We start from the raw sequence: 9,001 nt of genomic DNA on the forward strand, positions 1-9,001 counted from the left end.
GCCCACGGCGGCCACACCGACATCAAGGACGGCAAGAGCTTCTGCAGCCACCATCACCATCGGATCCACGACCCCGCCTACACCCACGAACTCCTCCCCAACGGCGACGTCAGGTTCCACCGGAGGCGGTGAGGGATACGGTGGGACTCACCCCTTGGCGTCGCGTCGCTCCTGGAGACGTGCGCGCGCCTCGGGCAGGTACTGCAGGCAGGGAGCCTCCGCGTCGGGGTGCTTGGCCGTCAGGTGCAGGATCCAGCGGTCCATTGCCGCCATGTAGCCGTTGTCCTCACCCGACCGACGTGTGCTCCAGGCACGAGTACCCGTCCCCGGCCGCGGGACCTCGCACTGAGTGCACGAGATCGTGTAGGCGTAGGAGTCGTCAGGGCTCACGTCGATGCGGACCACAGCCAGCTCTCCTGCCTCGGCGCTGGCCTTCCTCTGACGGGCGGAACGACTGGCAGGCACAGGTACCTCTGCTCGTGATCGGCAACGGCTCCCAGCCTAGTCGCGCGCCTCAGTCCAGCGCCGGGACCACCCACCGCTCGAGCAGCGCCCGGACGTCGTCATCCGAGCGGGTGGCGACGTCCGGGTCCTCGAGCATGGAGATGAGCAGACGCATGATGACCTCGGCGAGGCCGTCGAGGTCGGCATCGGCGATGCCCGCTGCGGCCCAGTCGACGGGGTAGCGGCGGAGCATGGCGGCGCCGTAGGCGAGGACGGGGGCGGCGGTGGCGCGGCGGCCGAAGGCGCCCTCATCGCCGAGCTCGAGGAGCAGGCTGAGGCGGGGATCGGCGGGGATGGCCCGCAAGCAGAAGAGGAAGCCGTCGACCACGGCCCGGCGGGCGTCCGCCACCCCGTCGAGGTGCGCGACGAGGTCGTCGACGAACGCCGCGGCGCCCTGCTCGGCGACGACCCCGACGATGTCGCTGACCTTCGCGAAGTGGCGGTAGACGGTCTGCCGGGTCACCTGCAGCTCGGTCGCGACGTCGGAGAGCGTGGTCTTCGCGACGCCGTAGCGGTCGATGCAGATAGCGGCGGCGTCGACGATGCGCTGCCGCGCCTCCTCGTCGCCGGCCGGCGGCCGACCACCCCACCCGTGCTGTGCCACGGCCGCGAGACTACGCCGCGGCCGGTGCCGGGTCGGCGGGGACCTTTCCCGGTGCCGTCGCCCGCCACGCGGCGACGACGAACCACGTGCACACGGCCATGCAGGCCAGGGCATACCAACCGCTGCCGATGGGGGTCCCGGAGTCGGTGATGCCGTCGGTCGCGCCGAGATACGCCGGGAGGGCGACCAGCCACAGCACGATGTGCACGTCCAGATAGAGCATCGGGTAGATCCGGGCGAACCACGGCGATGCCACCGGCTCCGCGCTCCCCCGCCAGGTGGCGCGGGTGGCCTCGGCGAGGAGCAGCAGACCGACGGCCCACAGCAGCCCGAGCAGCACCGTCACGAGGATCCGCTGCACCGTGTGTTCGCCATCGGTGGGCCCCACCCGCGTCGGGGCCGCGAGGACGACCATCAGCACCGGGGTGAGGACGCCGGCGACGACGGTGCGCCACGCGACCTGGCCGCCACGCAACGACGTACGTCCCTCGCGCAGGCCGACGAGCTTGACCACCAGCCAGGTCTGCACGCCGAACGAGACCGAGGCGAACACCCACATGCTGTTCATCGGCACCGACGCGAACATCGGCTGATTGACCGCGTTGTCCGGGTTCCACGCCCACCACTGCAGCTGCGGGCCGAGCTGGTCGAAGGTCTCGTAGAACACCTGGCACGCGAACGCGGTCGCGACCGCGCCGACCAGCGGCCCGCGTCGCTGGAAGATGCCGAGCGCCCGCACCACCTCGTAGGTCAGCTGCGTGATGACGGTGTAGAACGCGACGATGTAGAGCGGCAGCCGGTCGAACATGAACTGCACGGTGAAGACGTTGTGGCTGAAGATGAAGCCGACGTACTCCTCGAGGTTGAACCACTCGGGGAAGTAGAGCGGCGGCTCGACGACGGCCAGGTAGACCAGCGACGAGAACCACAGCGCGATGTTGACCGGATCACCGTCGCGGCGCCAGCGCCGCCAGGCGTGGACCAGCGCCCACACGGCGCCGACCACGATCAGCAGCTCCAGCACCGGCAGCGTGCCGTTCTCGAGGTCGAACGGGTTGCGGAAGGTGACGAACGCGTTGGCGCCCTCGCAGCTGAAGCCGAGGTCCTCGGTGACCTTGCTGGCCTCGTCGGTACAGGTGTAGCTCATGCGGTGGCTCCTCAGGCGTGGGCGTGCTCGACGGTACGACGCTCGGCGGCCGCCCGCATGGGGTCGGTCCAGTCCGTGCCGGGTGGGTCCTGGCGCTCGTCGAAGCCGCCGGGCACGGTCGTGCGGCCCAGCAGCTGACGCAGCCGGTAGCGCACGAGGCCCCACAGGAAGCGGGGATCGCGGGCCATCTCCTTGAGCGACTTGTCGAGGTTGAAGACCGCAGTGAAGGTCTCCTCGACGTAGGTGTCCTCCCGGGAGGCGGCGGTGATGGCGTTGAACACCGGCCACGACACCTTGGCGGCGAGCTTGCGCCGCCACGGCGCGACCGTCTCGGTGCCGGTGGCGAAGTCGTAGGCCTGGTCCCGGGCCATCGCCAGCATCCACGGCACGTCGAGCGACTTCCGCTGCTGGGCGAGGAACTCCCGGTGGAAGGCGACATCGACCGCAGGGCGGGCGTCGAGCAGGTCACGCAGCACGAGTGCCGAGCGGGCCGCGGAGCTCATGCCCTGGGCATAGAACGGGTTGAACGCGCAGATCGAGTCACCGATCGCGACCAGCCCGACGGGCGGGGTGGCGAGCTCGTCGTAGCGCCGCCACTTGTTGCCGGTCGACCGGGTCAGGTGGACCTCGGACAGCGGCGTGCAGGCGTCCATCGCGGCGCCGAAGGTGGCAGCCCGGACCCGGCGGGCCGACGCCTCGAAGGCATCGGTCTTGCGGGCCATGTCCAGGCCCCACGAGCCCATGCAGACGATGGCCTTGTCGTCCTCGATGGGGAAGAAGTTGGACAGGTAGTCGTGCTCGTCGGGATGCTCGCCGGTGTCCTGGGTCGGCGTGATGACCAGGTGCTTCCACCACCAGCCGTCGGGCCGCTGGTCGGCGGGCGGCAGCTGGTACCAGCGGGAGGTGTAGGTGACCTTCGCGTCGAGCGTGCGCTCCGGCGGGGCGTCCCAGCCGGCGGCGACCAGCCAGTCCGGCACCGACGTGCCGCGGCCCAGCGCGTCGACGACGAAGTCGGCGGCGCTCACGTGGTCGGCGCCGTCGGCGTCGCGCCACGCGACCCCGGTGACGCGGCCGTCCGGGCGACCGCCCCCCTCGGTGACCAGGCCGGTGACGCTGGCGCCCTCGACGACCCGGATGTTGGCGTGGGCCCGCACCTTGTCGCGCAGCACCCGCTCGATCATGATCCGCGAGCTGTAGACCATCGTCATGGTGCTCTGCTTGCGCGGCGCCCAGCCGTCGTTCTCGCAGTAGGCGGCATCCATCGACGGCATCAGGAGCCGGCCGCCGGCGGCGAGCATCGCGTCCTCGAAGCCGGGGAAGATCGCGCCGATCGCCGTCCGCCCGGAGTTGAGGAGGAAGTGCGGATGCTTGCTCTGCGGCACGCCGCGCCGGTGCTCCGCGTCGGCGGGCAACAGGTCGCGTTCGAGGACGACGACCTCGTCGAAGTGCGCGGCCAGGACGCCCGCCGCACACAGTCCCGCCACGCTGCCACCGAGGACGATGGCCGTCTTTCCGTGCCCCATGCCGCCAACCCTTCAATCATACGTTGAGTGACTGAATGTATGATTGAAGGCCGATGTCGTCAAGGGACAATCGGTGCGTGACCACCCCGAGCAGCGCCGAGCCGCCCGTCCTGCTGCGACGCGAGGGCCACGCGGCGTACGTCGTCCTCAACCGTCCGCGCGCGATCAACGCCCTGACCCACGAGATGGTCGGGCTGATCACCGACGCGCTGCACGACCTCGCCGCCGACGACACGGTGCGGACGGTCGTCCTCCTCGGCGCAGGCGAGCGCGGCCTCTGCGCGGGCGGTGACGTCGTCGCGATGACCGAGGACGCCAAGGTCGGCGGGACGGCGGCCGCGGAGTTCTGGGCCGACGAGTACCGGCTCAACGCCCTCATCGCCGACTACCCCAAGCCCTATGTCGCGATCATGGACGGCATCGTCCTCGGCGGTGGGATCGGCCTCTCCGCGCACGCCGGCCAGCGGGTCGTCACCGAGCGCTCGTCGATCGGCATGCCCGAGACCGGCATCGGCTTCCTGCCCGACGTCGGCGGCACCTGGCTGCTCTCCCGCGCGCCCGGCGAGACCGGCACCCACCTCGGCCTCACCGGCGGCTCGGTCGGTGCCGGCGACGCCATCGCCACCGGCTTCGCCGACCACTACCTGCCCAGCGCCCTGATCCCCGACCTGCTGAAGGCCCTCGCCGTCCGCGACGCCGACGAGGTGCTGGCCGAGCTCGAGGAGCCCGCCCCCGCTTCACCGCTGCTCGAGGCGCGCACCTGGCTCGACGAGGCGTACGCCGGCGACGACGTCCTGACGATCCTCCACCGACTACGGGCGACCGGCCGGGACGATGCGATCCGCGCGGCCGACACCATCGAGGCGAAGTCCCCGACCTCGGTGCGGGTGACCCTTCGTGCGCTGCGGGAGGCGGCCGAACTGCCAGACCTGCGGGCCGCGCTCGACCTGGAGTACCGGCTCGCGCTGCGCTTCCACGCCGGACACGACTTCGTCGAGGGCGTGCGCGCACAGCTCGTCGACAAGGACCGGTCGCCGCGGTGGTCGCCCGCGACGGTCGCCGAGGTGAGCGACGCCGACGTGGCGTCGTACTTCGCGCCGCTGGGGGAGCGCGAGCTCGGGCTGTCGTCCCGTGCAGATCAGTCCTGAAAGCGCCGCGAAACCGACACATCCGCACGGGACGACGGGGTCAGCCGGCGAGCCAGTCGTGGGTTGAGGCCATCAGCTCGGCCCGGGCCGCGGCGTCCTGGGCGGCCGGTGCCGGCTCGGCCGGGTGGGACTTGTGGAAGTAGCCGGGCGCGACGTCGGGGGCGGTGAGCCGCACCAGATGGGCAGCCGATGCCTCCGGCGTCATCAGCACCCGCCGCTCCAGCGGGCGAGCGACGCCGCGCAGCCGGCGCAGCAGCGGCCGGGTCTCGAGGCCGCGGTCGGCGATGGACGTCGACACCGCGCCGGGGTGGACCGAGAGCGCGACGAGCCCTCGGTCGCCGTACGTCTCGGCGAGCCAGGCCGCGTGATGGACCAGGCCCAGCTTGGACGTGCCGTACGACGCCCAGGAGTCGTGCTCGACGGGCCGGCCGAGCAGCTGGTCGGTGGTGCCCCGATCGTGCAGCTGCGAGACGACGTGCACGACGCGCGGCCCGCTGCCGGCGTCGGCCGCGGCGAGGACGAGCGGCAGCAGCGCGTGGGTGAGGTCGACGGTGCCGAGGTAGTTGGTGCGCCAGTGGATCTCGTGGCCGTCGAGGAGCTGAGGCTCCTTCCACTTCGACCCGAGGTCGAGGTGGATGCCCGCGCAGTTGACGAGCAGGTCGACACGGTCCCAGCGCCGCTCACACCACGCGGCGAAGGACGCGACCGAGGAGCGGTCGGCGAGGTCGAGCTCGTGCCACGCATAGCGCCCCACCGGCTGGCGGCGGGTCGTGACGACGACGTCCCAGCCCTGGTCGGCCAGCGCGTCGGCGACGGCCAGCCCGATCGACGACTCCCCCGCGCCGGTCACCACCGCGCGGCGCGGCTCGCTCACGCGGCGCGCCCTTCGGAGCGCGCGCGGATGTGGTCATAGAACGGCACGAGCTCGGAGCCGATCTCGGCGAGCTCGATCAGGCCCGCGCCGGTGGCCGTCAGGTCGACGTACGCGAACCGCATGCCGGCCATCGTGCCGGCCTGGATCACCTCACGACCCTCCGCGATCGCGTCCGCCACCGCGGCGTCGAGGTCGTCGACCTCGCGGCAGGTGTGGTGCAGGCCTGGACCCGAGGTCGCGAGGAACTCGGTGTAGATCGATTCGCCGCGCACCGGCCGGATGATCTCCAGCTGCAGCTCGCCGGCGTAGGCGAGGGAGATGTCGGCGACGAAATCGGCCGGTGCGCCACGGTGGGTGCAGCCGTCGGGGCCGAAGTGGACCTCCGGGATCCGGGTCCACGCGACCACGCCGTACGTCGAGCCGAGGGCCGACTCGGCCGCGTCGAGATCGGCGACGACCCAGGCGAGCTGGCTGATCGCGCTCACAGCACGACGCCGCGATCCACGACGAGGTTGGCGCCGGTGATCGAGGAGGCGGCGGCGGAGGCGAGGAAGAGGACGGAGTCGGCGACCTCCGACGGCGGCATGAATCCCGGCATGACCGAGGTGCTCTTGGCGATGAGGTTCCAGTCGGTGTCGGCGGGCAGGCCCAGGGCCGCGGCCTCCACCATCGGCGTGGCGATGCCGCCGGGCGAGACGCAGTTGACGCGGACGCCCTTGAGGCCGAGGTCGAGGGCGATCGAGCGCATCCCCAGCAGCAGCGCGGCCTTCGAGGAGTTGTAGGGCGCGTTGTAGGGCTGGGCCATGACCGCGGAGATCGAGGCGACCGAGACGACATTGCCCTTGCTCTCGACCAGCGCGTCCGCGAAGGCCTGCGCGAGCATGATCGGCGCCAGGGCGTTGATCTCGTAGTGGCGGCGCATCAGGTCGGCGGTGACCTCGCCCAGCGGCGTGAACACCTGGATGCCGGCGACATTGCAGAGCACGTCGAGTCCGCCGAGCTCGGCGAGTACGTCGGCCACGAAGCCGGCGCGCGCCGCGTCGTCGGTCAGGTCCCAGGCGACCACGCCATCGGCCTCGCGGACGTCGGTGGCGACGACCCGGGCGCCCTCCGCACGGAACTGCTCCGCGACGACCTCGCCCAGACCTCCGGCCGCGCCGGTGACGACGATGCGGCGGTCGGTGAAGCGTTGCTGGCGGTCTGCGGTCACGGGAGGCTCCTGGCTGTCGGGGGCGGCCGGTCGCCGCCGACCAAGATTAGAACCTGTTCTAGGCACCGCGTCCAGCCTCTGGGAAAGTGACCGACATGGACAGCGGAATGGATGTCGGGATGACCCTGCCGGTCATGGAGCCACACATCGACCCGGCGACGCTCGAGCGCTGGGCGCGGCTGACCGACGAGAGCCCGTTCAGCTCGCTCGCCTTCGGCGAGCGGATCGCCTTCGACAATCCCGATGCGCTGACCCTGCTGGGCGCCGTCGCGGCGTGGACCAGCCGCGTGCGCGTGGTCACGACGGTGATCGTGCCGCAGCTGCACGACCCGGTGATGCTCGCCAAGGCGCTCGCGACCGGTGACCGCCTGTGCGGCGGGCGTCTCTCCGTGGGCCTCGGCGTGGGTGGGCGCGAGGAGGACTACGCGGCCGTCGGCGCGGACTGGTCGAGCCGGACCATGCGCGGCATGGCCGAGCGTGCCGGCGTCATGCGTCGGGTCTGGGCGGGCGAGAACGTCACCGGCGCCACGCGACCGGTCGGCCCGTCGCCGGCCCAGGCCGGCGGGCCGGAGCTGCTCGTCGGCACGCACGGACACAAGACCGTGCGCAGCGCGGCGGCCTGGGCCGACGGTCTCGCGGGCATGTCACTGGACCTCGACCTCGCCGCGGCGTCCGACCTCTTCGACACCGCGCGCACGGCGTGGGCCGAGGCCGGGCGGCCGGCGCCGCGACTGACGACGTCCTTCTGGTTCGCGTTGACCGAGACGACCGACGATCCTCGCGGGCAGGTCCACCGGCATCTGCGGCACTACATGAACTGGATCCCCGCCGAGTTCGTGGACGCACTGGCCCCGACCGCTGGGTTCGCGGGCACGCTCGCCGAGCTGGGCGTCGTACTCGACCGGTTCGCGGACCTCGGCTGCGACGAGGTCCAGCTCATCCCCACCAGCGACGACCCGCGGCAGGTCGAGCTGGTCGCCGGGCTGCTCGGCTGACCCGCGAAGTCCCACTTCGCGGCGCACGGAGTCCCACCTCGCGGGGCGCGGAGTCCCACCTCGCGGGGCGCGGAGTCCCACCTCGTGCCCACTAGCAAAGTGATATCACTCTGCTATGGTTGAGATCCGGACTTCCCCCGGCCCGAAGGAGACCCCCATGCCGATCACCGAGACCCAGACCCGCCTCGACATCGACGAGCGCAACGCCACGGCCGTCAACGGCTGGCCGGCGCTGCTGGGCGTCCTGCTGCTGTGGGGCGGGGCCGTCGTGCTGTTCAGCCAGGCGGCGTCCTCCGACATCGCGACGAGTACGGCGACCCTGCTGATCGCCGGCGGGATCGCGGCCGCGCTCGCCGGGGCCGCCCTCGCGTCGGGCCTGACGGTCGTCGCACCGGGCGAGACCCGGGTCGTGGTGTTCTTCGGCAACTACCTCGGCACGATCCGCCGTACGGGCCTCAGCCTGACCGTGCCGTTCACGGGCCGGTCGAAGGTGCCGGTGCGGATCCTCAACTTCGAGACCGCGACCATCAAGGTCAACGAGCGCAACGGCTCCCCCGTCCAGGTCTCGGCGATCGTCGTGTGGCAGGTCAAGGACACCGCGAAGGCGCACTTCGCCGTGGACGACTACCACGACTTCATCGAGAGCCAGTCGGAGTCCGCGCTGCGCCAGGTCGTCGCCCGCCACCCCTATGACCACCAGACCGAGCGGATGGCCGCGGTCGCGGCCGAGCTGGCCGAGGCCGACACCGCACCCGCGAGCGTCCCGGCGGCACCGAGCGACCCGACCGGTCAGGGCGACGTCACCACCCTGCGCGAGGACGGCGAGCTGGTCGCCGACGAGCTCGCGGCCGAGGTCAACGCCCGTGTCCACCTCGCCGGGCTCGACGTCCTCGAGGTGCGGCTGTCCAACCTCTCCTACGCGCCCGAGATCGCGGCCGCGATGCTGCAGCGCCAGCAGGCGCAGGCCGTCCTGGACGCCCGTCGCGTGGTGATCGA

At 71.7% G+C, this 9,001-nt stretch carries 9 protein-coding genes; 3 read left to right on the forward strand and 6 right to left on the reverse strand.

The window, feature by feature from the left end; all coding sequences use genetic code 11:
• Positions 1-514 precede the first annotated feature (514 nt).
• Genes E9934_RS19135 through E9934_RS19145 form a run of 3 tightly spaced genes read right to left on the reverse strand, consistent with a single transcriptional unit; the run spans position 515 to position 3,778 of the window.
• A complete protein-coding gene (locus E9934_RS19135) occupies positions 515-1,108 on the reverse strand; it encodes a TetR/AcrR family transcriptional regulator (protein ID WP_136564501.1) in 594 nt (197 codons plus the stop codon).
• A gap of 10 nt (positions 1,109-1,118) precedes the next feature.
• Complete coding sequence (locus E9934_RS19140; protein ID WP_136564502.1) at positions 1,119-2,255, reverse strand: hypothetical protein; 1,137 nt, start codon at positions 2,253-2,255, stop codon at positions 1,119-1,121.
• A gap of 11 nt (positions 2,256-2,266) precedes the next feature.
• Positions 2,267-3,778, reverse strand: coding sequence for an NAD(P)/FAD-dependent oxidoreductase (locus E9934_RS19145; protein ID WP_136564503.1), 1,512 nt, complete (start codon positions 3,776-3,778; stop codon positions 2,267-2,269).
• 77 nt (positions 3,779-3,855) lie between these two features.
• Here E9934_RS19145 and E9934_RS19150 point away from each other — a divergent pair, with 77 nt between their 5' ends.
• A complete protein-coding gene (locus tag E9934_RS19150) occupies positions 3,856-4,926 on the forward strand; it encodes an enoyl-CoA hydratase/isomerase family protein (RefSeq protein ID WP_238695058.1) in 1,071 nt (356 codons plus the stop codon).
• Positions 4,927-4,966: 40 nt separating this feature from the next.
• On the opposite strand, the gene E9934_RS19155 is transcribed toward E9934_RS19150, so the two are convergent.
• The 3 genes from E9934_RS19155 to E9934_RS19165 are packed head-to-tail and all read right to left on the reverse strand — an operon-like array spanning position 4,967 to position 7,010.
• On the reverse strand, positions 4,967-5,800 hold the full coding sequence (locus tag E9934_RS19155) for an SDR family NAD(P)-dependent oxidoreductase (protein WP_136564505.1): 834 nt from the start codon (positions 5,798-5,800) through the stop codon (positions 4,967-4,969).
• On the reverse strand, positions 5,797-6,285 hold the full coding sequence (locus E9934_RS19160; protein WP_136564506.1) for a VOC family protein: 489 nt from the start codon (positions 6,283-6,285) through the stop codon (positions 5,797-5,799). The genes E9934_RS19155 and E9934_RS19160 overlap by 4 nt, the downstream gene beginning before the upstream one ends.
• Complete coding sequence (locus E9934_RS19165; protein WP_158295073.1) at positions 6,282-7,010, reverse strand: SDR family NAD(P)-dependent oxidoreductase; 729 nt, start codon at positions 7,008-7,010, stop codon at positions 6,282-6,284. Before E9934_RS19165 ends, E9934_RS19160 begins: the two co-directional genes overlap by 4 nt.
• 119 nt (positions 7,011-7,129) lie before the next feature.
• On the opposite strand from E9934_RS19165, the gene E9934_RS19170 reads away from it, so the two are divergent.
• Positions 7,130-8,005 carry an LLM class flavin-dependent oxidoreductase gene (locus E9934_RS19170; protein ID WP_238695059.1) on the forward strand — a complete coding sequence of 292 codons (876 nt, stop codon included), beginning with the start codon at positions 7,130-7,132 and terminating at the stop codon, positions 8,003-8,005.
• 157 nt (positions 8,006-8,162) lie between these two features.
• Positions 8,163-9,001: SPFH domain-containing protein (locus E9934_RS19175; RefSeq protein WP_158295074.1), on the forward strand; the 839-nt coding region annotated here is incomplete at its 3' end.

It is taken from the genome of Nocardioides caeni, assembly GCF_004912195.1.
Taxonomy (GTDB): domain Bacteria; phylum Actinomycetota; class Actinomycetes; order Propionibacteriales; family Nocardioidaceae; genus Nocardioides; species Nocardioides caeni.

Coding starts and splice junctions, on each gene's coding strand:
- E9934_RS19140 (WP_136564502.1), bottom strand. CDS start 2,255: ATGAGCTACACCTGTACCGACGAGGCCAGCAAGGTCACCGAGGACCTC.
- E9934_RS19145 (WP_136564503.1), bottom strand. CDS start 3,778: ATGGGGCACGGAAAGACGGCCATCGTCCTCGGTGGCAGCGTGGCGGGA.
- E9934_RS19170 (WP_238695059.1), top strand. CDS start 7,130: ATGACCCTGCCGGTCATGGAGCCACACATCGACCCGGCGACGCTCGAG.